Source organism: Panacagrimonas perspica (assembly GCF_004364935.1).
Taxonomy (GTDB): Bacteria; Pseudomonadota; Gammaproteobacteria; order Nevskiales; family Nevskiaceae; genus Panacagrimonas; species Panacagrimonas perspica.
Window position 1 is genome coordinate 242,896 of record NZ_SOBT01000010.1, and the last position, 22,392, is coordinate 265,287.

19 protein-coding genes and 1 riboswitch are annotated in these 22,392 nt (G+C 66.8%); of the genes, 11 read left to right on the top strand and 8 right to left on the bottom strand.

All coding sequences use genetic code 11. The features are described 5' to 3' along the window. Positions 1-29: 29 nt before the first annotated feature. A complete protein-coding gene (gene nthB, locus DFR24_RS17865) occupies positions 30-647 on the bottom strand; it encodes a nitrile hydratase subunit beta (RefSeq protein ID WP_133882779.1) in 618 nt (205 codons plus the stop codon). Positions 648-841: 194 nt separating this feature from the next. Beyond that, positions 842-1,033, top strand: a riboswitch (cobalamin riboswitch). A gap of 81 nt (positions 1,034-1,114) precedes the next feature. Here nthB and DFR24_RS17870 point away from each other — a divergent pair. Further along, entirely contained in the window at positions 1,115-3,058 is a 1,944-nt protein-coding gene (locus DFR24_RS17870) for a TonB-dependent receptor plug domain-containing protein (protein ID WP_162851300.1), read from the top strand. After that, positions 3,055-4,236, top strand: a complete 1,182-nt coding sequence (locus DFR24_RS17875) for an NHL repeat-containing protein (protein ID WP_133882781.1) — start codon at positions 3,055-3,057, stop codon at positions 4,234-4,236. The genes DFR24_RS17870 and DFR24_RS17875 overlap by 4 nt, the downstream gene beginning before the upstream one ends. Positions 4,237-5,023: 787 nt before the next feature. Here the strand turns inward: DFR24_RS17875 and DFR24_RS17880 are convergent. Next, positions 5,024-5,890, bottom strand: coding sequence for a YicC/YloC family endoribonuclease (locus DFR24_RS17880; protein WP_133882782.1), 867 nt, complete (start codon positions 5,888-5,890; stop codon positions 5,024-5,026). Positions 5,891-6,052: 162 nt separating this feature from the next. Continuing rightward, positions 6,053-6,574 (bottom strand): hypothetical protein, encoded by a 522-nt coding sequence (locus tag DFR24_RS17885; RefSeq protein ID WP_210772378.1) that lies wholly within the window; start codon positions 6,572-6,574, stop codon positions 6,053-6,055. Positions 6,575-6,723: 149 nt separating this feature from the next. On the opposite strand from DFR24_RS17885, the gene DFR24_RS17890 reads away from it, so the two are divergent. The 4 genes from DFR24_RS17890 to fghA all read left to right on the top strand — a co-directional run bounded on the left by DFR24_RS17890 (position 6,724) and on the right by fghA (position 11,129). Continuing rightward, positions 6,724-7,524 (top strand): glutaminyl-peptide cyclotransferase, encoded by an 801-nt coding sequence (locus tag DFR24_RS17890; RefSeq protein WP_162851301.1) that lies wholly within the window; start codon positions 6,724-6,726, stop codon positions 7,522-7,524. 102 nt (positions 7,525-7,626) lie between these two features. Next, positions 7,627-8,814 carry an acyl-CoA dehydrogenase family protein gene (locus tag DFR24_RS17895; RefSeq protein ID WP_133882785.1) on the top strand — a complete coding sequence of 396 codons (1,188 nt, stop codon included), beginning with the start codon at positions 7,627-7,629 and terminating at the stop codon, positions 8,812-8,814. Between the two features lie 121 nt (positions 8,815-8,935). Continuing rightward, positions 8,936-10,213, top strand: coding sequence for an MFS transporter (locus DFR24_RS17900; RefSeq protein WP_133882786.1), 1,278 nt, complete (start codon positions 8,936-8,938; stop codon positions 10,211-10,213). A gap of 73 nt (positions 10,214-10,286) precedes the next feature. Then, complete coding sequence (gene fghA, locus DFR24_RS17905; RefSeq protein ID WP_133882787.1) at positions 10,287-11,129, top strand: S-formylglutathione hydrolase; 843 nt, start codon at positions 10,287-10,289, stop codon at positions 11,127-11,129. 63 nt (positions 11,130-11,192) lie between these two features. On the opposite strand, the gene DFR24_RS17910 is transcribed toward fghA, so the two are convergent. Then, on the bottom strand, positions 11,193-11,897 hold the full coding sequence (locus tag DFR24_RS17910) for a DJ-1/PfpI family protein (RefSeq protein WP_162851302.1): 705 nt from the start codon (positions 11,895-11,897) through the stop codon (positions 11,193-11,195). A 139-nt stretch (positions 11,898-12,036) separates the two neighbouring features. Between DFR24_RS17910 and DFR24_RS17915 the strand changes: the two genes are divergently transcribed. Beyond that, entirely contained in the window at positions 12,037-13,077 is a 1,041-nt protein-coding gene (locus DFR24_RS17915) for a GlxA family transcriptional regulator (RefSeq protein WP_133882789.1), read from the top strand. A 67-nt stretch (positions 13,078-13,144) separates the two neighbouring features. Here the strand turns inward: DFR24_RS17915 and DFR24_RS17920 are convergent, their stop codons facing one another. The 3 genes from DFR24_RS17920 to DFR24_RS17930 all read right to left on the bottom strand — a co-directional run bounded on the left by DFR24_RS17920 (position 13,145) and on the right by DFR24_RS17930 (position 16,839). Continuing rightward, positions 13,145-13,558 carry a RidA family protein gene (locus DFR24_RS17920; RefSeq protein WP_133882790.1) on the bottom strand — a complete coding sequence of 138 codons (414 nt, stop codon included), beginning with the start codon at positions 13,556-13,558 and terminating at the stop codon, positions 13,145-13,147. Positions 13,559-13,596: 38 nt separating this feature from the next. Continuing rightward, entirely contained in the window at positions 13,597-14,343 is a 747-nt protein-coding gene (locus DFR24_RS17925) for an SDR family oxidoreductase (protein WP_133882791.1), read from the bottom strand. Between the two features lie 306 nt (positions 14,344-14,649). Next, positions 14,650-16,839, bottom strand: coding sequence for a TonB-dependent receptor family protein (locus DFR24_RS17930; RefSeq protein WP_133882792.1), 2,190 nt, complete (start codon positions 16,837-16,839; stop codon positions 14,650-14,652). A 158-nt stretch (positions 16,840-16,997) separates the two neighbouring features. On the opposite strand from DFR24_RS17930, the gene hemE reads away from it, so the two are divergent. The 4 genes from hemE (at position 16,998) to DFR24_RS17950 (ending at position 21,332) form a co-directional block, all read left to right on the top strand. Continuing rightward, the gene (gene hemE, locus DFR24_RS17935; protein WP_133882793.1) at positions 16,998-18,065 is read left to right on the top strand and encodes a uroporphyrinogen decarboxylase; all 1,068 of its coding nucleotides are present in this window, start codon (positions 16,998-17,000) and stop codon (positions 18,063-18,065) included. Between the two features lie 20 nt (positions 18,066-18,085). Beyond that, positions 18,086-19,021: an acyltransferase gene (locus tag DFR24_RS17940; protein ID WP_133882794.1), complete on the top strand. Its 936-nt coding sequence runs from the start codon at positions 18,086-18,088 to the stop codon at positions 19,019-19,021. A 144-nt stretch (positions 19,022-19,165) separates the two neighbouring features. Beyond that, positions 19,166-20,467, top strand: a complete 1,302-nt coding sequence (locus tag DFR24_RS17945; protein ID WP_133882795.1) for an MFS transporter — start codon at positions 19,166-19,168, stop codon at positions 20,465-20,467. 154 nt (positions 20,468-20,621) lie between these two features. Continuing rightward, positions 20,622-21,332 carry an antibiotic biosynthesis monooxygenase family protein gene (locus DFR24_RS17950; protein WP_133882796.1) on the top strand — a complete coding sequence of 237 codons (711 nt, stop codon included), beginning with the start codon at positions 20,622-20,624 and terminating at the stop codon, positions 21,330-21,332. 90 nt (positions 21,333-21,422) lie between these two features. Here DFR24_RS17950 and DFR24_RS17955 read toward each other — a convergent pair whose 3' ends face one another. Continuing rightward, positions 21,423-22,280 carry an alpha/beta fold hydrolase gene (locus DFR24_RS17955; protein WP_133882797.1) on the bottom strand — a complete coding sequence of 286 codons (858 nt, stop codon included), beginning with the start codon at positions 22,278-22,280 and terminating at the stop codon, positions 21,423-21,425. Between the last annotated feature and the right edge of the window lie 112 nt (positions 22,281-22,392).

The following is a 22,392-nucleotide window of genomic DNA, read 5'->3' on the forward strand; positions in this document are numbered from 1 at the left end:
GTTCGGGATGGCGCGGGTCGGGTCGGGGCTCAGACCTTTTCCAGGTAGCTTTCCCAGAGATCGACGACGACGGTGGAATTCTCGGCCGCGTCGCTCCACAAATCCTTGGCGTCGAACTTCACGTGATACGTCGGCTCGTGCTTGGCCTCGATGCCGTGACCCGCCGCGCTCGCGTACGGGAATCGCGGCGCCTGGTGCAGCACCACGCCGCGCTTGCCGCGCACGTACTTGGGCATGCGGCTGTGGCCACGGAAATGATCCTTGCGCACCTGCACGGTCTCGCCCGGCGCGAACGAGATCGATGGCTCGCGAGCCGGTTCGCCCGGCGTGACCGGTCGCGCCAGCGGGAAGCGTCCGCCCGCACGCCGCTCCAGCTCCTCGTGCGTGACGTATCCCTTCTCGACGAACAGCGCGGCCACACCGGTGACGATGCGCTCGTAATACGTGGAGGTCAGATAGTGACGCGGCTCCATGCGCTCGATGGCGTGGCGCAACTCGTCGATCGTGAAGGCATTGAGGTCGGCCGCCCCGACGAAGATCAGCGCATAGCCGATCGGCTCCCAGTCTTCGTGGAATACCGGCTCGTTGGATTCGAGCTCCACCGCGCCGAAGCCGTTGACACCACCCAGATCATGTACGCCGTCCATCGCCTCTCTCCTGTGCCTGCGCGGACGGGAAGGTCGCCGCGCAACGGGCCGGTTCCGAACACCGTCACCCTTCCCCAAGCCTAAACACCCGGAGTGCGGATGCCATGCGGGTGATCCCCTACAGGGGAGGTCTCTGCGCGCCTGCGTTCTGTTCAACGTCGCCAGCGCACGCTCCCCCGCCGCGATCGAACGAGCCTACAATCGCGAACGTAGGTGTCCTTCGGCGATCCGCCGGGGGATGAAACGGGAAGCCGGTGCAATTCCGGCGCTGCCCCCGCAACGGTAACTGGTGTGGTTTCGCACACGGCCACTGTCGATCCAATCGACGGGAAGGCGCGAAACCCGATGCCAGGAGTCCGGAGACCGGCCTGCAAAGGAGTTGTGTGCCGTGGTCGCGGAGGGCGAACCAGCGGGTGGCCAAAGCCACGCCGACCACGGTTGTCCGTCGATTTTCACAGGGATCTTCCGTGCCGGTTCACGTCTCGCGGCGTTCCGCGACCCTCCTCGGCTTCGTGTTCGCCGGCGCGGTCGCGTCGCCCGCCCTCGTGCGCGGCGAGGACACGGCGCCCGTGCAACAGCAGGAACCGGTTCTCGACACGATCGTCGTCGAAGGCGTTCGCGCCAAGGTCGAGGGCGCCGGCGTTGTGCTCACGGTGCCGGTCGATCCGCTCGAGGCCACCGACCTCGCCGATCTGCTGTCCACACTGCCCGGTGTGCAGGTCCGATCCTCCGGCGGCCTGGGCAGCTACAGCGAGGCCAGCCTGCGCGGCAGCAGCGGGCGACAGGTGCGGATCCTGCTCGACGGGCTCCCGCTGGATGTCGGCGGCGGAGAAGCGACATCGCTGTCGCTGGTCAATCCGCTGCTGCTCGAGGAAGTGAAGGTCTACCAGGGACGCGTGCCGGTGAGCCTGGGCAGCGGCCTGGCCGGCAGCATCGATCTGCGCACGCGCCGCCAGCTCGCCGAACCGCTGGTGGGCACGCTGGGACTCGGCACGCTGGGCGAGCGGCAGGCGAGCGCGGGCGCGCAGTTGAGCGAGGACGTGCAACTGCTCGGCGGCTACCAGCATGCCGACAACGACTTTCGCTACGCGAATGCCTTCAAGCCTTTCGATCCGGACGATCCGGAACGCAAGGACAAGGAGAAACGTCGCAACGCCGGCACCGAGCAGACCTACGGCCTGTTGCGGTATCACGGCCCGCTGGTGTTCACGCTGCACGGCGTCGACGACGAACAGGAACTGCCGACGCGCCTGAACCGCGACACCACCCGCACCGAACTGCGCACGCGCTCGCTCGGCGCCTCGGTGACGACTCCCGCGGAATCCGCGTGGCAGGCGTCGCTGAGCCATCGCTATACCGCCGAGCGCTACCGCGATCCGGACAGCGAACTGGGCCTCGGTGGCGCGCAGGACACGCGCCAGCAATCGCGCGCCACGCGATTGGCCGTCGGCCACGACGTGGGTCCGGCGTTCGATCAGCTCCGGATCGAGCACCAGGAATTCCGCACGCGTGACGCCATCGGCGATACATCCGGACCTTCGGCACGACGCCTGTCGATCGGCAACGGCATCGAGACCGGATGGGGCTCGCTGTGGCGCTTCGACGCGAGCCTCAACGCGGCGTGGTCGAATGACGAATCCCAGACGCAGGAAGACAAGTACTGGCAGGTGGAACCCGCGCTGGGCCTGACCCGTGCCGTCGGCGTCTGCATCGCCGCCGCCAACGTCGGCCATCGCAAGCGCCTGCCGACCTTCTTCGAACGCTACGGCGACCGCGGCCTGTTCAGAGGCAATCCGACGCTGGATCCGGAACGCTCCGCCTACGCCGACGCCGGCGCCCGCTGTGCGATGGAGAGCTGGGTGCGGCACGCGCAGCTCACGGTGTTCGGCCAGGACCTGCGCGACGCCATCAGCCCCACGTTCACGGCACAGGGCGTCGGCCGTTCGATCAATACCGACAAGGCCGAGATCTTCGGCGTCGAGATGGCGGTGGGCGGCGGCGCAGAGGCCTGGTCCTGGGACCTCTCGGGCACCTGGCAACACACCGAAGATCGAAGCGACACCCGGGCGACGCGCGGCAACGCGCTACCCGGCCGTTTCGAGAACCAGCTCAATGCGCGCCTCGAACGCCGTCTCGCGGGACTGACGTTCTTCTATGCCTTCCGCTTCGAGTCGGGCCAGTACTACGACAGCGCCCAGCTGCTTCGGGCCGACGTCATGCGCCGTCACGACGTCGGCGTGCGCGGCGCCCTCCGCCGTCTGGGCTGGAGCCTGCAGTGGCTCAACGTCGGCGACGACAACTTCGAACAGTTCAACGGCTTTCCGACACCGGGCGAACGCGTCCGGTTTTCTCTCACGTGGCCGGAGACGCGCCGGCCCGCATCGATCCCTGACTCAAGGAGCACTCCATGAAAAAACTGATCCCACTGGCCATCCTCGCCCTGACGCTGTCCGCTTGCGGCGGCGGCGGTAATGGCGGCGGCGATTCCGGACCGCTGAGCGCCGACGTGGCCGTCATCGCTGCGCGCGCACCGGACTACTCGTCCGGCGCGATTTCGCTGGTGAACACGGATGCTCCCTACGCGGGGCAGAACAATCTCAACGCATCGACGTCCGACATCTCGGTTCGCAGCGGCGGCGACCACTACTTCCGCCTCGAGAAGTTCGACACCAACCAGATCTCGCGCTACGAGGCCGCGACGCCCGGCGCCGCGACGTGGACCTACTCCACGCAGGACGCAACCGACACCGGCGACAGCAATCCCTACGATCTGATCATCGCCAGTCCGACCAAGGCCTATCTGCTGCGCTACGGCTCCGCGAAGATGTGGATCGTCAATCCGTCCGCGACGACCGAAGCCGCCTTCAAGACCGGCGAGATCGACCTGTCGGGCTATGACACGTTCGACGGCATTCCTGAAATGGCGGGCGGCATCATCCGCGGCGGCCGCCTGTACGTGGTGATGCAGCGTCTCGAGAACTTCAGCGCCACCAAGACCGGCTATGTCGCCGTGTTCGACGTGGCCACCGACGCCGAGATCACGACCGGCGCCGCCGGCGCCGCGCTCAAGGGCGTGGAATTGACGGTTCGCAACCCCGCCAATATCGCAGCCACGCCGGACGGCGACCTGCTGGTGTTCGCCACCGGCGCCTACAACTCCACGACCTTCGCGCCGCTCTACGACGGCGGCATCGAGCGCATCGACAGCACCACGTTCGCCAAGACGCTGATCCTGGACGACGGCACGCCCGCGGCGCATCCCTATGGCCAGATCACCAATATGGCGATCGTCGACAACGGCCGCGGCTACTTCATCGGCAGCACCGGTTTTGCGGGCAACCAGACGGTGTACCGCTTCAACCCGGGCGCCGCCTCGACGCCGGTCGCCGTCACCGGTCTCACGGCCGGCCTGTACGGCGCGCTTGCCGTCTCGCCCAGCGGACAGCTCTTCGTCGGCCTCGACAACAGCGCGGCACCGGGCGTGGCCATCGCCGGCTTCTCGGGCGGCACGGAGACGATCATCACGCCCCGTGTCGACACGGTGCTGACGCCGATCAACATCGACTTCGTCGTCGTCGACGCGCAGTAAGCGGGACACAGAAAACGGAAAAGCCCGCGAGCGACCCGGCTCGCGGGTCCTGTCCGTCGCCCGAGACCGCCCAACGCCCGCTCATCCCGAATCGCGCCACCGCAGCCTCATCGCGGTGGCGCTATTCGTGGGTCGCATCGCCCTCGCCGGCGAATGCAGGCGAGCCACCGCTGCACATCGTCGTCATCGAACGGCCCGCTACCATGCGAGTCGACGGGGTCAGAATCGACGGACGATCAGTGACGCGTCTTCTTTTCCATTCCTGTTGTCGTTCGTCTCGGCCGTCATGCTCGGCGCGGCAGCGCGCGCCGACGGCGCAGTGTCATCCGTGGCGATCGATGTTCCGCCTGATTTTCTGCTGCGGACGGGCCGGCGCAACGGAAGCGTGCCGCTACCGAACCAAGTACAGACGTCCGGCTATTTCGATCAAGCGGCGCGAACGGATAAATCTTGCCCCCGATCGCCTCGCTGCGCTATATGCGTTACTCGTCGCTCACACGGTGTTCGACACGTCCTTGAGCGTCCTCTCGGGTGCATCGGAGGCGGATGCACCGGGATAGAAATCACCGCGAATCGAATGCAGACCGAGATTCCTTGCGAGATTCCGTCAGAACGGGAAGCTCTAAAAAGCGAGATCGTGAAATCCGTCGAAGCGCTTCGGCCTGAGGAGAGACATTGAGGCGACTGCGAGCGGCCGTGCGGGTCAGGCGGCGGGGGCCCAACACCGAAATGTCCGTTAAAGCGGCTTTTGACATTGCCCAATACGCCACGAGACCGCCGTGATGCCCTACTCTATATTCTGAACCTGCTCCCTCATCTGCTCGATCGTCACCTTCATCTCCACCGAGCAGCGTGTCAGCTCCGCGTCCTGCGATTTCGATGACAGCGTGTTGGCTTCGCGGTTGAGTTCCTGCATCAGGAAGTCGAGACGCCGGCCCACGGCCTCGTCGCGCTTGAACGAGCCGCGCACTTCGACCAGGTGCGAGAGCAGGCGTGACATCTCTTCCTCGACGTCGAGACGCTGCAGCGCGATGACCATTTCCTGCTCGAGCCTTGCGGGATCGAGTTCGACGTTGAGCTCACGGGCACGGGCACGCAGACGCTCGATGCCCTGGCCACGCACTTCGGCGTAACGGGCCCGCACGATCGCCACGAGCTGCTCGATGGCGTCGCAACGCTCGACCAGGAAGGTCTCCAGCCGGCCGCCTTCACGGGCGCGACTCTCGTTGAACTCGCGCACGCACTGGTCGAACAGCTTGCGGGCGGCTTCGAGCAGGACCGAGAAGTCCGCCGACTGCTCGCGCAGCACGCCGGGGAACGACAGCAGACGCAGCGGATCGGCGCCCTGCAGCGGGCCCCATTCCTTGGCAACCGCCTCGAGCGCCTGTCGCAGGTCGCGCACGCGGTCCAGGTCCGGCTCGATCTGGCTGCCGCTGGCGGACTCGCGCGAGTAGCGCAGCGCCGCCTCGATCTTGCCGCGGGCGATGCGGGCGGCGGCAAGCTGGCGCAGCTCGCCGTCGAGCGCACGGAAATCCTCCGGCGCCTTGATGCTGAAATCGAAATACCGATGGTTGACCGAGCGCAGTTCCCAGCTCAGGCGGCCCCAGGGGCCCTGCGTCTCGACGCGGGCATAGCCCGTCATGCTGCGAATCATGTGATCTCTGTCTGGACTATCGAATCGAAGGTTGGCGCAGCATGGCGCCTCCCGCCATCAAGCAACAGAAAGGGCGGCACGAGGCCGCCCTTTTGACTGCTGACACGCCGGGCGATGGCCCGACGGGACCGGCGTACCCTGCCGGTCCTCGCATCAGGCCGCTCAGGTCGAGCTGGAGCCCGACTCGGACGAGGCCGGTGCCGGATCCGCCGCGGGCGTCATGGCTTCGGCAACCGCAGCCGGAAGCGGCAGCGAGTCGACGACCTTCTTCGCCGCAGCCTTGGCACGCTTCACCAGGCTCTTGGCGGTGGTCGCCACCTGGGTCTGCGCCTTGGCCACCGACTTCTTGGCCTTGGCGACGGACTTCTTGGCGGAGGTCTTGGCCTTCGACTGGGCGGCGCCGACCGACTTCTTCGCCTTGGCAACCGAACTCTTGGCAGACTTCTTCGCCTTGGCGACGGAGCCCTTTGCGGACTTCTTCACCTTGGCTACGGATTTCTTCGCCTTGCTCACGGTCTTCTTGACCGCGGCCTTGGCCTTGGCCTTCACCGCACGAGCCGGCTTCTTCGCTGCAACCTTCTTCCCCGACTTCTTCGCTGCGGACTTCTTCGCCGCAGGCTTCTTGGCAGCGACCTTCTTGGTCGCAGCCTTCTTGCCTGCTTTCTTTTTCGCTTTGGATTTCACCGCCATTTCCCTAGCCTCCACTGAAAATGCCACACCTGCCCCATAGAAATTTCGTCGAAGAAAACATGCTCTTCGCGCTTCTGGACTTTAGGCGCTTACGTATAAAAGTCAATCAGCGTCACGCGATGTTTCGCGCGTTGCAGGTCGCCATGCTCAGCGTCGCGTGCACGTCGTGGACGTCCGCGCACGCGCAGAATCCCGCTGCACCTGAGCCGTGCGAGCGTCAGTGGCAACTGCTCGCCACGCACACGCACGATCCTCAGCATTTCACGCAAGGCCTGGTGATCTTCGAAGGACGGATGTTCGAGAGCGTGGGGCAGTACGGGCGTTCCGGCGTGCACGAGGTGAACCTTGCCGACGGCCGCGTGCTCCGATCGCAGGCCCTGCCCGCCAACGTTTTTGGCGAGGGCCTCGCGAAGATCGGCGACCGGCTGGTCCAGTTGAGCTGGCGCGAGAACACGGCGTACTTCTACGACCTGTCGCTCCAGCCCAAGGGGACGCTGCCCTATCCCGGCGAAGGCTGGGGCCTGACCACCCTCGCCACGCCGGCGGGCGAGCGCCTGATCCTCAGCGACGGTTCGCCCTGGCTGCGCGTGCTGCACCCGACGACCCTCGCCGAAGAACGGCGCGTGAGGGTCCAGGTCCGCGGGCAGCCGCTGAAACTGCTGAACGAACTCGAGAACGTCCGCGGAGAAGTGCTGGCCAACATCTGGCACTCGGACGAAGTGGCAGTGATCGATCCTTCGAGCGGCGCCGTCACCGGCTGGTTCGACTTCCACGCGCTGCGTCAGCGGCTCACGTGGCCACCGCCGCTGCATCCCACGGAGACCGACCTCAACGGCCTGGCCTGGGACGAGCGCCGCTCGCGCCTGCTGGTCACCGGCAAGTACTGGCCGCAGTTGTTCGAGGTGCAGATCGGCGGCTGCGTGGCGCCGTCCGCTCCCCAGTAATAGATCGTTCCGTTCGACCCGAAGGACGCCCGGTCACTGCAACGTCGTGGGCGATGTTTGCCGCTATATTCGACTCCTGCGTTCATAGCCGAGGCCCACGTAATGATTCTTTCCCACGAGCACAAGGAGCTGTACCGGACCGTCAAGAAGTTCGTGCAGGACGAAATCAATCCGCACGTCGCGGAATGGGAGCGCGACGGCATCTGGCCCGCGCACAAAGTGCTCAAGAAGATGGGCGGGCTGGGCCTGCTGGGCATCAACAAGCCGGAAAGCGTCGGCGGTCAGGGCCTCGACTACAGCTTCCAGATGATCCTGGCGCAGGCCCTGGGCAATTGCCTGTGCGGCGGCGTGCCGATGGGCATCGGGGTGGTCACCGACATGGCGACGCCCGCGCTGGCCCGCTTCGGCTCGCCGGCGCTGCAGGCCGAATACCTCGCCCCCGTCGTCGCCGGCGACATGTGCTGCTCGATCGCGGTGTCGGAGGCCGGCGCCGGGTCCGACGTGGCCAGCATCAAGACCAGCGCGCGCAAGGAAGGCGGCGACTACGTCATCAACGGCTCGAAGATGTGGATCACCAACGGCACGCAGTCCGACTGGGCCTGCATGCTGGTGAACACCGGCGAGGGCAAGGTCCACGCCAACAAGAGCCTGATCGTGGTGCCGCTGGACGCCAAGGGCATCGATCGCAAGACCAAGCTCGACAAGCTGGGCATGCGCTGCTCCGACACCGCGATGATCTTCCTCGACGAGGTGCGCGTCCCGCAGCGCAACCTGATCGGCAAGGAAGGCATGGGCTTCACCTACCAGATGATCCAGTTCCAGGAAGAGCGCCTGTTCGGCGCCGCCAACAGCATCGACGGGCTGTTCAACATCATCGACGAGACCGTGGAGTACACGCGCCAGCGCCAGGCCTTCGGCCAGAGCGTGCTCGACAACCAGTCGGTGCATTTCCGGCTGGCCGAACTTCGCGCCGAGGTGGAGTGCCTGCGCGCCCTGACCTACCAGGCCTGCGAGGAATACGTGGCCGGCCGTGACGCGACGATGCTGGCGTCCATCGCCAAGCTCAAGGCCGGGCGCGTGGCGCGCGAGGTCACCGACGGCTGCCTGCAGTACTGGGGCGGCCAGGGCTACATGTGGGAGACCAACGTCGCCCGCGCCTATCGCGACACGCGGCTGGTGTCGATCGGCGGCGGCGCGGACGAGATCATGCTCGGCATCATCTGCAAGCTGATGGGCACGCTGCCGAGCAAGCGCAAGCACGAGGCGAACAAGGCGGCGCGCGAGGCCTGATTCGAGACACGCTGCAACAACCGTAGCCCGGACGAAGTCCGGGATCTCGCCCTCCCATTGAGCGCAACCCCGGACTTCGTCCGGGTTACGGGGACGGGCACCGCTCTAAAATCGACGTCCCATGCTGGGTCTCGTCGCCTCCGCCTTCTCGGTCTTCCTCGCCGCCGCGCTGCTGCTCGCCGGCCAGATGCTGCTGTCCACGAACCTGAGCCTGCGCATGTCGGCCGAAGGGTTCGCCGCGAGCACGATCAGCCTGGTGATGCTGCACAACTCGTTCGGCTTCATGCTCGGATCGGTGTTCGGCCCGCGCCTGATCCGCCGCGTCGGCCACATCCGCGCGTTCTCGGCCTTCGCGGCCGTGCTGTGTTGCGCGACGCTCGGTCAGGGCTCGGAAGTGAATCCCTACCTGTGGGCGGTGCTGCGGGCCGCGCAGGGTTTTTCGAGCGCGCTGCTGATGGTCGTGCTCGAGAGCTGGATCAATGCCCATGCGCGGCCGGAGACGCGCAGCCGCTTCCTGGGCCTGTATATGGTCAATTACTACGTGGCCGGCGCGATCGGGCAATGGATGGTGGCGCTCAACGAGCCCACCGATTTTCGCGCGTTCAGCCTGGCCGCCGGGCTGGCCGTGGCCTCGATGATCCCGCTGTGCCTGACGCGCCAGCCGGCGCCGGCCACGCATACCGCCGAGCGACTGCCGGTTCGTGCCCTGTTCGCGGCTTCGCATATCAGCGTGTTCGGCGCGCTGATGTCCGGTTTCACGATGGCGTCGTTCTACCAGCTGTCGCCGATCTACGTGCAGCACCTGTTCAACGACACGCATACGACGGCGACGTATCTGGCCTGCGCGGTGCTTGGGATGATGCTGTTCCAGGTGCCGGTGGGGCGCATGTCCGACCATTTCGACCGGCGTCGCGTGATCATCGGGCTGGCTGTGGCGATCAGCGTGAGCGCTGCGCTGGTGGCCCTGCTCGGGCGCTACTCCACGCCGCTGCTGTACCTCTTCACGATGCTGTTCACCGGCACGGCCGCCTGCCTGTACCCAGCCTGCCTGGCGCGCCTGAACGATCGCACCGGCGGCCGCCAGCACGTGGCGTCCAACGCGAGCCTGCTGCTGTGCCACGGCATCGGGCAGTGCATCGGCCCCTTGAGCACGTCGTCGCTGATCGCGCTGATCGGTCCGTCCGGGCTGTACGTGGGCATCGCCGCCGCGATGCTCGTCTACGCCATCTATGCGGCCTGGCGCGTGCGCGAGTTCGACACCGAGGTGGTCGACCAGAAACCCTTCGTCGTCGTGACGGCGGAGAGCACGCCCACGATCACCCAACCCGATCCGCCGCAGCCGGAATCCTCGCCCACGGCAGCCTCGACACCACCTGCGGATCGCCCGCCGGGTTCCTGAACTTGTTGGCGCGGCCTGACGCCGTTACTTTCGCGCCTTTCGCGGACCCCGCGACCCTTGGAGCGATTCGACGATGAGCCTCACCTTGCGCAGCGAGAACGCCTGCTTCGGCGGCCGCATGAGCTTCCACGCCCATGCTTCCCGCGAAACCGGCACCGAGATGCGCTTCGCGGTCTTCACGCCCTCGCAAGCGGGCCCCAACCGGAAGGTGCCCGCGCTGTACTACCTGGCCGGCCTGACCTGCACCGAGGAGACGTTCGTCATCAAGGCCGGCGCGCAGCGCCTGGCGGCCGAACTCGGCCTGATGCTGGTGGCCTGCGACACCAGCCCGCGCGGACTGAATCTGCCGGGCGACTCGGACGCGTGGGACTTCGGCGTCGGCGCCGGCTTCTATCTCGACGCCACGCAGGCGCCGTGGGCGACGAACTACCGCATGGGCAGCTACGTGAACCTCGAACTGCCGGCGCTGATCGAGGCGAACTTTCCGGCCGCCACCGATCGTCGCGGCATCTTCGGCCACTCGATGGGCGGCCACGGGGCGCTGGTGACAGCGCTGCGCAACCCCGATCGCTGGCGCTCGGTCTCGGCGTTCGCACCGATCAGCAACCCGGTGGCGGTGCCCTGGGGCGAGAAAGCCTTCGGCAATTACCTGGGCACGGATCGGACCTCGTGGGAGGCTTACGACGCCAGCGTGCTGATGCGGGCCAAGGCGCATCCCTGCGAGGTGCTCGTCGATCAGGGACTGGCCGATCAGTTCCTCGAAAAACAGCTTCAGCCAGAAGCGCTCGAAGCCGCCGCCAAGGCCTCGGGCCAGAAACTGAAGCTGCGCCGCCACGAGGGATACGACCACTCGTACTGGTTCATCCAGAGCTTCGTTGCGGATCATCTGCGGCATCACGCGGCGTTGCTGGGCTGAGGCTGCTTCCAGTTCGGGCGCTCCGTCTCCCCGCGACAGCAGGGAGAGGGAACAAGGCCAGACTCAGGCCGGAACCGCCGCATCACGCTTCGACTGCGCCAGCCGCTGCGCCGCCTGATCCACCACCGACTCGGAGAACTCGGCGGCCATGAACTGGCGCGCCGTCGACAAGGTCGCCGCGTCCGCGAGTTCGGGGCGCCCCGTACCGTGGGGAGGCTCCGGCGCGTACTCGACGATCAACTCGATCAGGCGCCCCGATGCTTCGCCGCCCCACTTGCCCACCATGTGGAGGGCGAAATCCATTCCCGCCGTGACGCCGCCGCCGGTGGCGCGGTTGCGATCGATCACGACGCGGTCGTCCGCCGGCGTCGCGCCGAACTTCGCCAGCCACTCGCGCGGGTACCAGTGGCATGCCGAGCGGTAGCCCTTCAACAGGCCAGCGGCGCCCAGCAGCAGGGACCCGGTGCACACACTGGTCACCCAGCTCGCGTTCTGGCCCAGGCGGGCGATCGCGTCGAGCAGCGCCCGGTCGGACAGGGCGTCGAGCGTGGGCTTGGCGCCGCCCGGAACGAACACCACGTCCGGATTCGGCGAGGCGTCGGCGTAGGAGTGCGATGCGTTGAAGGACAGGCCCGTGTCCGTGTCGACCGGGCCCCTCTCGGCGGCGATGAATTCGAACTGCACGCCGGGAACGAACTGCCAGATCGTGATCGGGTTGATCAGATCGGCCGAGGTGAACTTCGGGTAGAGAAAGCAGGCGATTTTCATGGAGGTCTCCTGGGTGGGGACTGAAGTCTGGAGAGCCGGCAACGGGGCGGATGGACGAAGTTCCGTCGATTCAGGACGCCTGCCACCCGTCTGGTTTCGGCTTCTGTAGGCTGGACCGATCGTTTTTCCAGGACCCGCCATGACGCACCGCCCACCGTTGACGATCGGCTTCTTCATCACGCCCGCGTTCACGTTGCTGGATCTGAGCGGCGCGCTGGAACCGTTCCATCTCGCCAACTGGCTGGGCGGCGAGCGCTACCGGATTCGCGTGCTCTCGACGTCCGGCGGCCTGGTGAAAAGCTCCGAAGGCGTCACGGTCGGCACCGAGCCCATGGAGATCGACGGGCTCGACACCTTGTTCGTGATCGGCGGTGAGGGCACGGTGCTGCGCGCCGTGGAGCCCGAGCACACCGCCATCGTCCGCGCCGCCTACGACAGCGGTATCCGGCGCGTTGCGAGCGTGTGCGTGGGCGCATTCATTCTCGCCGCATCCGGCGTGCTGGACGGGCGGCGCGCGACCACGCACTGGATGTATGCGCCCGAACTGCAGCGGCGTCATCCGCAGGTGCAGGTCGACGGCGATCGCATCTTCACGCACGACGATCGTATCTGGACGTCCGCCGGCATCACCGCCGGCATCGATCTGGCGCTGAGCCTGATCGAGGAAGACCTCGGCAAGACCGCGGCGCGGACGGTGGCGCGCCAGCTCGTCGTCTATCACCGCCGCGCAGGCGGCCAGATGCAGTTCTCCTCGCTGCTGAGGCTCGATCCCGACTCCGACCGCATGCGTCGCGTGCTGTCGTTCATGCGCGAGAACCTCGAACACTCGCTGCCGCTCGAACGGCTTGCCGACATCGCCAACCTGAGCGTGCGGCAGTTCGGGCGCTCGTTCTTCAAGGCCATCGGCACGACGCCGGCCAAGCTGGTCGAGCGGCTGCGCGTCGAGGCGGCGAAACCGCGGATCGAGGAAGGGCGCGAATCGCTCGATGCGATCGCGCGTTCCGTCGGATTCGCCGACACGGATCGCATGCGGCACGCCTTCCTGCGCGTGCTCGGACAGACGCCGCGCGCGCTGCGCAAGGAAGGGTCGGGCGGGAAGCGCGATGGCCCCCAGGTTCCGCGGTCGACGTCCGCTGCCCGCGAAGGCGATCAGGCGCGCTCGGAGTCGCGCTTGAATTGAACGCGTAGCCCGGGTGAAACCCGGGGCTTTTCTCGCTATCGGAGTGGAATCCCGAGTTTCACCCGGGCTACGTCTTCAACGCCGCCACACTGCGGATCTCGACCTTCAGCTCCGGCAACGCGAGCGCCTGGATGCCGATGATCGTCCACGTCGGAAACGGTTCCTGGAAATAGCGTTCCTTGGCGGGCATGAACGCAGCCAGGTGCTTCTCGAGATCGACGTGATAGCTGACGACCTCGACCAGGTCCGCCATCGTCAGGCCTTCGAGCCGCAGCAGTTCCTGCGCGCGTTGCAACGCCAGCTCGGACTGTTCCGCGACGGATTCCGGAACGCTGCCATCGGGCCGAAAACCGACGACGCCGGCGATGAAGAGCAGACCCCCGGCGCGCACCGCCGGCGAGTAGCCATATTTCTCGAACGCCGCGTGATCGGACTTCCACAGGGGATTGTCCTGCGGGATCTGGACGACGACTTTGGACATGGGTGACCTCCGGTTGTGAACGTCAGAGCGGCATCCGCTCAGAGCTGCGAGATCCCGCCGTCGACCACCAGTTCAGCGCCGACGACGTAGCGGGATTCGTCGCTGGCCAGGAACAGCGCCGCGGCGGCGATCTCCTCGGGCTCTCCCATGCGGCCGATCGGAACCAGCGTGGCGGCCCCGGCCTGCTGCTGCTTGACCTCGTCGGGACCCAGCCCCATCCGGGCCATGATCGGCGTGCGGATGAAGCCGGGCGACACGGCGTTGACGCGGATGCGGCGAGGCAGGAGTTCCTGCGACCACGTCCGCGCCAGCGAACGCACGGCAGCCTTCGACGCGGCCGTGAGCGACAGCCCGATCCTCCCGGTCTGGTTGAGGAAGCTGGTGTTCAGAACCACCGAGCTGCCTTCGCGCAGCAGCGGCGAGATCGCCTGCATCGAAAAGAACAGGCCCTTCACGTTGCTGTCCATCAGCTCGTCGTACAGCGCCTCGTCCGTCGTCTCGAGCGGTGAGGGCAAGGCGCGGCCTGCGTTCCCGAAGAAGATGTCGAGCGCGCCGAAGCGCGCCTTCACGAGCCGGCTCATCTCCTTCATGTCGGCCGCAGAACGAACCTCGGCCTCGATGATCAACGCGTCCGGACCGAGCGCCGTCCTGACCTCATCGAATCTGGATGTGTCGCGCCCCGTCACCGCGACCTTGGCGCCTTCCCGCACAAACAGGCTTGCGGTCGCAAGGCCGATGCCGCTGGTTCCGCCCGTGATCAATGCCGTCTTGCCTGCCAGTCTCATCGTGTCCTCGGATCGTGATTCGATGCGAGGCAGTCTGCGTCTGCGGTCTGCGCAGGAAGGGACAAAACGACGGCGAAAAGCGTCGTCTGCGCGTCGGCGGATGGGTGATGCGTTTTGGAGAGAGGGCGAAGCGGAGGTCGACGCTCAGCTGAAAAACCGTCCGATCAAATTGCCGGGATGCGGGGTCGACGTCGGAAACAGTGCTCGATGATTCGCGCTGTTCGCGGTCCTGGAAAAAAGCCGGCCCCTCACCTCGGCCGTCTCCCCATGCAAACCGCGCATGGGGAGAGGTGGCAAGACGGACCTTCAGTAGTTCCAGTCCAGACGAATGCCGGCCAGGAAACTGCGCTCCGGCCCTGGCTCGTAGAAGCGGCTGTTGCCGTCATTGACGATCACCGAGCCGACGTATTCCTCGTCGAACAGGTTGTCCACGCGCACGAAGGTGCGCAGACGGCCCCAAGGCCGTGCGAAGACGTAGCCGCCGTCGAGTCCGACCAGCGCATACGACGGCGCCGACGCCACGTTCGTGTCGTTGACCGGCACCGAGTCGATGTAGCGCGCATCCACACCCGCATGCCAGCCGGTGCGCGCGCCCCAGACGATGGATCCGGTGACGGCGGATTCCGGCACGCCCGGGATGTCGTTGCCGCGCTCGACCGGCGCGTTCGGCGTCGCGCAGGGCGCGGCCAGGCAGGTCAGGTAGGTCTCGCGCACGCTGGCGTCGAGCAGCGTCCAGGCGGCGGCGAGCGTCCAGTTCTCGATGGGCTTGCTCTCGATGCCCAGCTCTATGCCCTGGCGGCGCGTACGGCCGGCGTTCTGGAACGTCGAGCGGCCGTTGATGTTGGTGGCCACGACGATCTCGTCGCGCGTCAGCGTGCGGAACACCGCGAGATTCACGCGCAGCGTGTGCCCCATGCGCCACTTCGCACCGAGCTCGGCGTTGTTCGTTCGTGCGGGGTCCAGGTCGAAGTTCAGGCCCGACTCGCCGTCCGGCCGGTACGCGAGTTCCGCGAACGTCGGCGTCTCGAAGCCGCGCGCCCATGCGCCGTAGAGATGCAGGTCCGGCCGGGCGCGATACAGCAGGCCGGCGGCCGGCGTGGTCTTGGAGTAGTGGGTCTTGCCGCTGTCGTCGCCGTTGGTGCCGACGATGAACTTGTCGTCCGAGTCGAAGCTGATCCGGCTGTGGCGCACGCCGGTCATCAGCGACCAGCGCTCGGCCAGCTCGACCGTGGCCTGCGCGTACTGGTCGAAGTTGTCGATGTCGTTGACTTCATCGCGCTTGGCCGCGCCCTTCACGCCGAGTTCCTGCGTGTCGCCGGTGCCGGTGAAGTTCAGGAAGCCGCGACGGTCCTGCGACAGCAGGTCGTAGTTCATGCCGGCGACCAGGGTCAGCGGGCGCGGACCGAGCAGGCCGCGCCAGGACCAGCGCAGGTCGGTGCCGCCGTAGTCCGAATCCAGATCCACGACGCCGCCCGAGTTCAGCGGATTGCCCTGCGTGGCGGCGGGCAGCGCCAGGAACTGCTCGACCTTGCGGCTACCACCGTAGGCCAGCAGCCGCACGGTATGCGCGCCGAGCGCGTGCTCGTAGATCGCCCCCAGCTGCGTCTGCTCGGCGCTCTTGCGCGTGTTGAACTGCTCGGCCACCGAGGTCGCCTGCTCCGGATCGTCCCGGAACTGGTCGCGCGTCAGGCCCAGCGGATCCTGCGTGTCCGGCGAATCGAAGTAATTGCCGACCAGCGTGAGCTTGCCGTTGGTGCCGATGGCGAAGTTGACCTTGCCGTTGAGCGACTCGCGTTCGGCCTCGCTGTGGTCGCGATAGCCGTCGGTCTCGAAATGCGTGTAGTCGAACGTGTAGTCCGCCCCGCCGCTGCGACCGCTGGCGCCCGCGTTGGCGCGCCAGGTGCCGAAGCTGCCGGCCGCGAAGCCGCCGCTGATGCGCGAGGGTTCGGCGCCGTCGGCCGTGAACATCTGGATCACGCCGCCGGAGGAATTGCCGTACAGCGTCGAGAACGGCCCACGCAGCACTTCGACGCGATCGGCCGTCGCGAGGTTGAAGTGCGAGACCTGTCCCTGGCCATCCGGCTGCGTCGCCGGGATGCCGTCGAGGTACAGGCGCAGACCACGGATGCCGAACGAGGCGCGCGAGCCGAAGCCGCGGATCGAGATCTGGGTGTCCTGCGCGTAGTTCTGGCGATCACGCGCCAGCAGCCCCGGCACGCCGGCCAGGCCCTCCGACAGGTTCACGCCCAGCGTGTCCTCGCTGAAGGACTCGCCGCCGATGACGTCGATCGACGCCGGCACTTCGAAGGCGGGTCGGGCCACGCGCGTGGCCGTCACGGTGACGGTGTCGGTCGGACCGACCGGCTGGAGAGCCTCCGTTGCAGCCTCCGGGGCCTGCGCCCAGGCCGCCGGCAGGAACAGGATCACGCCGCCTGCCGCGAGCCAACGATCCACCCGAACGCCGTCCCTGCGGACGCGCTGCCAGTCCTTATGCATCTCCTCACTCCCGAATTCGAATATTTGGACCGGCGATACACCGGGCCATGGGCCCTGGAGATCCGCAACAAAGGTCTGTTCCTTGCGATGGCCACGCGAAGCGGCGCCCGCGCTCGCTAAACTGACGCCTGAACGAGCTCCCGTCCATACGGAAAATCATGAAAACGCTGCGTAATGATCGATTCCTGCGTGCACTGCGCCGCGAACCTGTGGACCGCACGCCGGTCTGGATGATGCGGCAGGCCGGGCGCTATCTGCCCGAATATCGCGCGAGCCGCGCCAAGGCGGGCGACTTCATGTCGCTGTGCCGCAATCCGGAGCTGTGCTGCGAGGTGACCTTGCAGCCGCTGGACCGCTACCCGCTGGATACCGCGATCCTGTTCTCCGACATCCTGACCATCCCGGACGCGATGGGGCTGGGCCTGCGCTTCGTCGAAGGCGAAGGCCCCCTGTTCGACCGGCCGATCCGCACCCTCGATGCGATCCGCCGGCTCGCGGCGCCCGATCCCGAAGGCGAGCTGCGCTACGTGATGGACGCCGTGCGCACGATCCGCGGCGCGCTGGGCGACCGCATGCCGCTGATCGGTTTCGCTGGCAGCCCCTGGACCTTGGCCACCTACATGGTCGAGGGCCGCGGCGGCCACGACTTCGCCGTCATCAAGAAGATGATGTTCGACGAGGCCGAGGCCTTCGACGGCCTGCTGTCGACCTTGGTGGAGTCGGTCTCGACGTATCTGGCCGCGCAACATGCCGCCGGCGCCGACGCGCTGATGATCTTCGACACCTGGGGTGGCGTGCTGACGCCCGAGAGCTACCAGCGCTTCTCGCTGAACCCGATGAAGCGCATCGTCGAGCGGCTGGCCAAGACCGCGCCCGGCGTGCCGGTGATCCTGTTCACGAAGAACGGCGGCCAGCACCTGGAGAAGATGGCCGACACCGGCTGCGCGGCACTGGGCGTGGACTGGACGACGTCGCTGGCCGATGCGCGCCGGCGCGTCGGCGGTCGCGTGGCGCTGCAGGGCAACCTCGACCCGATCACGCTCTTCGCCAAGCCCGAGCGCATCCGCGAGGAAACCGCCCGCGTACTGGCCGACTACGGTCATGGACCGGGACACATCTTCAATCTGGGACACGGCATCCTGCCGCAGACCTCGCCGGATCATGCCGGCGCGATGATCGAGGCCCTGCACCAGTTGTCGCCCGCCTATCACCAACGGAAAGACTGAACCACGCAAATTCGCGGCAAATGATTTCCGTACTGCTCCCTGCATGGCTGGTAGGCGCGCTGACATTCGCAACCATGTCGGTCGTGCTGCTGTTCTGGGGCGGTATGGTGCTGATGCCGCTGGTGCTGCTGAGGGCGTTGCTGCCGTTCGGATTCGTCCAGAACGCACTCTCTCCGCTGATCGTCGAGGTCGCCAGCCAGTGGGTCGCCTCGAACCAGCTCGTCTATCGCGTCATGCACGCGCCGGCCTGGCATCTGGACTACCGCGCCCAGCTCGACCCACAGAAGAGCTACCTGCTGATCTGCAACCACCAGTCCTGGGCCGACATCCAGATCCTGTTCGACCTGTTCTACGGCCGCACGCATTTCCCGCGCTTCTTCCTGAAGAAGGAACTGATCTGGATTCCCATCGTCGGCCTTGCCTGCTGGGCGCTGGACATGCCGTTCATGAAGCGTCATTCGAAGGAGGCCATCGCGGCCAACCCGGCGCTGCGCGGCGAAGATCTTCGAACGACGCAGCGCTTCTGCGAGAAGTACCGGCGGCGCCCGATCACGGTCGTGAATTTCCTCGAGGGCACGCGCTTCTCGGAATCCAAGCGCGCATCCAGCGCCTCGCCTTACCGTCATCTGCTCAAGCCCAAATCGGCGGGGCTGTCGTTCACGCTCAATGCGATGGGCGAGCAGTTTGCCGGCATCATCGACGTGACGCTGGCCTACCAGCCGGCGACCAAGGGCCTGGTGTGGAGCTGGCTGTGCGGCGAGCAGAGCCACATGGCCATTCATGTCGACACGCTGCCGATTCCGCCGGAGCTGATCCACGGTGATTACGAGGGCGACGAGGAATTCCGCGCGCGCTTCCAGACCTGGATCAACGGCATCTGGTCGCGCAAGGATGCGCGGCTGGAGCGGATGCTCAGTAGCGCGGGCCGGGCCGAGGCGACGCCGCGCTTGACCTGACCGTAGCCCGGACGAAGTCCGGGGTCATGGCGCATCCGGGAGAGGCCATCCCGGACTTCGTCCGGGCTATGCGGCAAGCCCTCCTTCAGTCGCGCAACCCGTATCTGTCATCCTTTCGCCAGAACGAACAGGGAGACGGGCAGCATGCTGGGCTTCACGCGCTATCAATGGACAGTGCTGTTCGCGGCGTGGCTCGGCTGGGGCTTCGACATCTTCGACGGCCTGCTCTTCAACTACGTCGCACCCAACTGTGTTCCCACCTTGCTGAACCTGCCGCTGGGTTCGCCCGAGGCCAAGCAGGCCACCTTGTACTGGACCGGCGTGATGTCGTCCGTGCTGCTGCTCGGATGGGCCGCGGGCGGCGTGATCTTCGGCTGGATCTGTGATCGCATCGGGCGCACGAAGACACTGCTGCTGACGATGCTGCTGTACGCGCTGGGCACGGCGGCCTGCGCCTTCGTCACCGACATCTGGATGCTGCTGGCCTTCCGCATCGTCGCGGCGCTGGGCATCGGCGGCGAATGGGCGGCAGGTGCGGCGATGGTGGCCGAGACGGTGCCCGAGGAGAAACGGGTCGAGGCCGGTGCGCTGCTCTATACGGCCGCGCCGTTCGGACTGTTCCTGGCCACGTTCGTGGATCACCAGGTGGCCGGCGTCTGGTTCAAGGCGCAGCCCGAGGAATCCTGGCGCTACGTCTTCCTGTTCGGCCTGGTGCCGGCGGGTGTCGCGTTCATCGTGCGGCTGTTCGTCAAGGAACCCGAGCGCTGGGCCAAGCAGGCCGAGACCGCGGCCAAGCCGCGCCTGTCCGAACTGTTCACGCCACAGATGATGGCGTACACGCGCTCCGGCTTCCTGATGGCGCTGATCGCGCTGATCACCTGGTGGAGCAGCAACGCGTTCATCCCGGTCGTCGCCTCGGGCCTTGCGAGAGCCAACGCCGAAGCGCTGGGCCTGGCCGGTCCGGCCACGCTGGCGATGGTGCAGGACTGGAAGATGCTCGCCACGCTGTGCTTCAACTTCGGCGGCCTGATCGGCACCCTGCTGACGATCCCGGCGAGCAAGTACCTCGGGCGCCGCAAGATGTTCGCGATCTACTGGATCGCCTCGGCCGTCTCGATGTTCCTGACCTTCGGCATCGACTGGCCGGGCCAGATCCGGCTGTACTTCTATTTCCTGGTGGGCTTGTCGGTGTTCGGCGTTTTCGGCAGCTTCACGTACTACCTGCCCGAACTCTTCCCGACGCGGCTGCGCGGAACCGGAGCGGGCTTCTGCTACAACGTCGGCCGCGTGTTCGCAGCCATCGGCCCGTTCATGGTCGGATATGTCGCCACGCAGGGCACCAACTCCGCGGTCAGCGTGCTCTTCTACGTGGGCTTCGTGCCCATCATCGGCCTGCTGATGATGCCGTGGGTCATCGAGACGCGAGGGCGCGCGCTGCAGGACTGACGTTGCACTCCGAGCAGACGCGCCTCACCCCCGGCCCCTCTCCCTGTGGGAGAGGGGAGCACAGCCGCCGCGGCATGCGGCGTCGCCATACATGCGGCGCCCGCGTGGCGCGACCTAGAATCGGGACGGCACTCCCGCAATCGAGGTTCACGTCGTGTCCGATCCGCAATCCGCGCGCAGCCCATTCACCGTGATGGAGGCAGGGTTCCGGATCATCCCCGGCAAGGAAGGGGCGTTCTTCGAACGCCAGGGCGCGACGGTTCCGGTGGCGATGCAGCAGCCGGGCTTCGTGGCCGTCTACGGCGGACCGATCCACGCATCCACCTGGCTCTACTTCGGCGTGCGCTTCGCCAGCGCTGCCGACATGGAGGCCTGGCAACACCACGAATACCACCGCGAAGTGCAGCGGATGGCCTACGAGAACTGGTGGACGGCGGTCTACATCCGCAAGTGGCAGCGCATCGACGACAGCACGCCGGCATCCGACCGCTACATGTGCGAGACGCGCGTCCAGCGCGCCGCGCCGCTCGACGCAACGCAACTGGCCGCGCTGCACGCGAGCCTCGGCGCCGTGCAGGAATTCGGTGCGCGCCGGTTCGAGACCTTAACCGGCGACCATGAACCGCATCCCTGGCACCTCGTCGGGCCGCTGGAGATCGCGCCCTCCGACGGCACCGTGCTGTACTCGCTGATCACGCACTGGCCGTCGGTGGCGCACGCGCGAAGGTGGATGGATTCCGCCGCCTACGCCGGGCTCGCGGAGTTTGGGCGGCTCGACAGCGAAGTCTTCGCAGCCATGCCCGAACCGGGCCAGCGCCACGGGCTGCGCGAGGATCGCCTGCAGCGGCAGTGGATGCTGACGTAGCCCGGACGAAGTCCGGGAGCGTTTTCATGCACCCGGGGATTCGTTCCGCTTGATGGCGGAATCCCGGACTTCGTCCGGGCTACGCGTGGTTCACGCCGCGCGGCCCAACTCCACCGGCGCGCTGTGCGCGATGAACCCGGCGATGCGCGCGACCGTCGCGCTGTCGGTGAGCACACGCCAATGACCCAGGCCGTGCGTCTGGATCAGGCGCACGTCCGGCACGTGACTGACGAAGCGCTGTGCGTGGTGGAAATCGACGAACGCATCGTCGCGATCGTGCACCACGAGCACCGGGATCTCGACGCGAGCCGCCAGGCTCGCAACGTCGAGCACCTCCGGGGCAAGGCCGGTGTGATCCTCCATCGCACGCAGCACGCGTTGCGTCGCACGCGGACCCAGGCCGGCCATCTCGGCGGCGCTGCGCACGACCGCCTCGAAACTCGAAGGCCCGGAGATCAGCACGGCGCGTTCCACCGGCAGGTCCTGCGCCAGCGCGTAGGCGGTAGCGCCGGCCCCCATCGAGTGGCCGATGACGGTCTCGAGCTGTCCGGCCTCTGCCGTGATCTCGGCGGCGACGTCGATCAGCGATTCCGCGAACAAACCCGGATGCGCCACATGACCGGGCGAGCCGCCGTGACCCGGCGCATCGAGCGCGATCAGCGTGCGGCCGCTACGCACCACGGCTTCGGCGATGTAGCGAAACTGGGTCGCCCGTCCTTCCCAGCCATGCAGGGCCAGCACGATCGGGCCGCGATCGCCCCAGCGCAGGCCCGACAGCCCGGAGCGGAACGTCACGCGCTGTGCGACCTCGGCGGCCGGACGCTCCCAGTCGCGGATCGACAGCCGCCGCGGGTGAATCAGGCGATCGACGACCGGCGCCGCGACGAGCCCCGGCGCGATCTCGCCCAGGACCCGGGTGGCGGTGCGAAAGAGCGTGTGCGAATCCATGCTGATCTCCGGTGGAAAAACGTCGCTTGAGCGACGCGATCAGTCTGGACTTGCGGGCGCGATTGATAAGCCGGGGCCAGGGAATTCGATTGCTTCCAAAATGGAAGCAAAG

Excerpts from the sequence above, each read along its gene's own strand:
- nthB (WP_133882779.1), bottom strand. The coding sequence starts at position 647 with ATGGACGGCGTACATGATCTGGGTGGTGTCAACGGCTTCGGCGCGGTG.
- DFR24_RS17875 (WP_133882781.1), top strand. The coding sequence starts at position 3,055 with ATGAAAAAACTGATCCCACTGGCCATCCTCGCCCTGACGCTGTCCGCT.
- DFR24_RS17880 (WP_133882782.1), bottom strand. The coding sequence starts at position 5,890 with ATGATTCGCAGCATGACGGGCTATGCCCGCGTCGAGACGCAGGGCCCC.
- DFR24_RS17890 (WP_162851301.1), top strand. The coding sequence starts at position 6,724 with ATGCTCAGCGTCGCGTGCACGTCGTGGACGTCCGCGCACGCGCAGAAT.
- DFR24_RS17895 (WP_133882785.1), top strand. The coding sequence starts at position 7,627 with ATGATTCTTTCCCACGAGCACAAGGAGCTGTACCGGACCGTCAAGAAG.
- DFR24_RS17900 (WP_133882786.1), top strand. The coding sequence starts at position 8,936 with ATGCTGGGTCTCGTCGCCTCCGCCTTCTCGGTCTTCCTCGCCGCCGCG.
- fghA (WP_133882787.1), top strand. The coding sequence starts at position 10,287 with ATGAGCCTCACCTTGCGCAGCGAGAACGCCTGCTTCGGCGGCCGCATG.
- DFR24_RS17910 (WP_162851302.1), bottom strand. The coding sequence starts at position 11,897 with ATGAAAATCGCCTGCTTTCTCTACCCGAAGTTCACCTCGGCCGATCTG.
- DFR24_RS17915 (WP_133882789.1), top strand. The coding sequence starts at position 12,037 with ATGACGCACCGCCCACCGTTGACGATCGGCTTCTTCATCACGCCCGCG.
- DFR24_RS17920 (WP_133882790.1), bottom strand. The coding sequence starts at position 13,558 with ATGTCCAAAGTCGTCGTCCAGATCCCGCAGGACAATCCCCTGTGGAAG.
- DFR24_RS17925 (WP_133882791.1), bottom strand. The coding sequence starts at position 14,343 with ATGAGACTGGCAGGCAAGACGGCATTGATCACGGGCGGAACCAGCGGC.
- DFR24_RS17930 (WP_133882792.1), bottom strand. The coding sequence starts at position 16,839 with ATGCATAAGGACTGGCAGCGCGTCCGCAGGGACGGCGTTCGGGTGGAT.
- hemE (WP_133882793.1), top strand. The coding sequence starts at position 16,998 with ATGAAAACGCTGCGTAATGATCGATTCCTGCGTGCACTGCGCCGCGAA.
- DFR24_RS17940 (WP_133882794.1), top strand. The coding sequence starts at position 18,086 with ATGATTTCCGTACTGCTCCCTGCATGGCTGGTAGGCGCGCTGACATTC.
- DFR24_RS17945 (WP_133882795.1), top strand. The coding sequence starts at position 19,166 with ATGCTGGGCTTCACGCGCTATCAATGGACAGTGCTGTTCGCGGCGTGG.
- DFR24_RS17955 (WP_133882797.1), bottom strand. The coding sequence starts at position 22,280 with ATGGATTCGCACACGCTCTTTCGCACCGCCACCCGGGTCCTGGGCGAG.